The following is a 756-nucleotide window of genomic DNA, read 5'->3' as shown; positions in this document are numbered from 1 at the left end:
GGGTCGATAGGAAGGAACGCGGCCCCCGATTTGGCGACGGCCCAGATGGCGAGTATCGCTTCGGGTGAACGCGGTATACCGATCGCGACGACATCTTCGGGACCGATACCTCGGTGAACGAGTACCCGAGCCAACCGGTTCGAGTGCTCGTCCAGCTCCCGGTAGCCGATGTGGTGACCGTCGAACACGATGGCCGTGGCGTCGGGATCACGCGCGGCCGCCGCGGCCAGCAGGTCGGCCAGCGTCGACGGTGCTACCGGAGGCGGACCCGAGCGGGTCAGCAAATCGGTTTTCTCGGCCGGGTCGAGAAGTTCGATCGCCGCGACCGGGATCGCGGGATCGGCGGCCACCGACTCGAGTACACGAATCCACCGCCGGGCCAGGGTATCGATGGTCGCGGCATCGAACAGGTCGGTGGCGTAGGTGAACGCCACCGACATCCCGCCACCATCATGGTTGTCCGACACAACGATTTGCAGGTCGAAACGGGATACTCCGCCGGACAGATCGACCACCGACACCTCGAGGCCGGGAAGCGCCAGGTTCGCCTGTTCCAGGTTCTGAAACGCCAACATCACCTGAAACAGCGGATGACGCGCCTGAGACCGCTGCGGAGCGAGCCGGTCCACCAACTGCTCGAACGGAACGTCGGAATGTTCGAACGCATCCAGATCGATATGCCTGATCCGGGTGAGCAGATCGGTGAACCGCTCATCGGGATCGATCTCGGACCGCAATACCAAAGTATTGACGAAC

Annotated in this window: 1 protein-coding gene; it reads right to left on the bottom strand. The window is 63.4% G+C overall.

Features of this window, described 5'->3' with window-relative positions; translation table 11 throughout:
- On the bottom strand, window positions 1-737 hold a 737-nt coding region (locus ON20_RS25750; protein ID WP_245547489.1), incomplete at its 3' end, for a condensation domain-containing protein.
- Between the last annotated feature and the right edge of the window lie 19 nt (window positions 738-756).

Origin of the sequence: Nocardia brevicatena NBRC 12119 (assembly GCF_000308495.1) — a bacterium.
Taxonomy (GTDB): Bacteria; Actinomycetota; Actinomycetes; order Mycobacteriales; family Mycobacteriaceae; genus Nocardia; species Nocardia brevicatena.
This window is presented reverse-complemented; position numbering and strand designations above follow the sequence as displayed.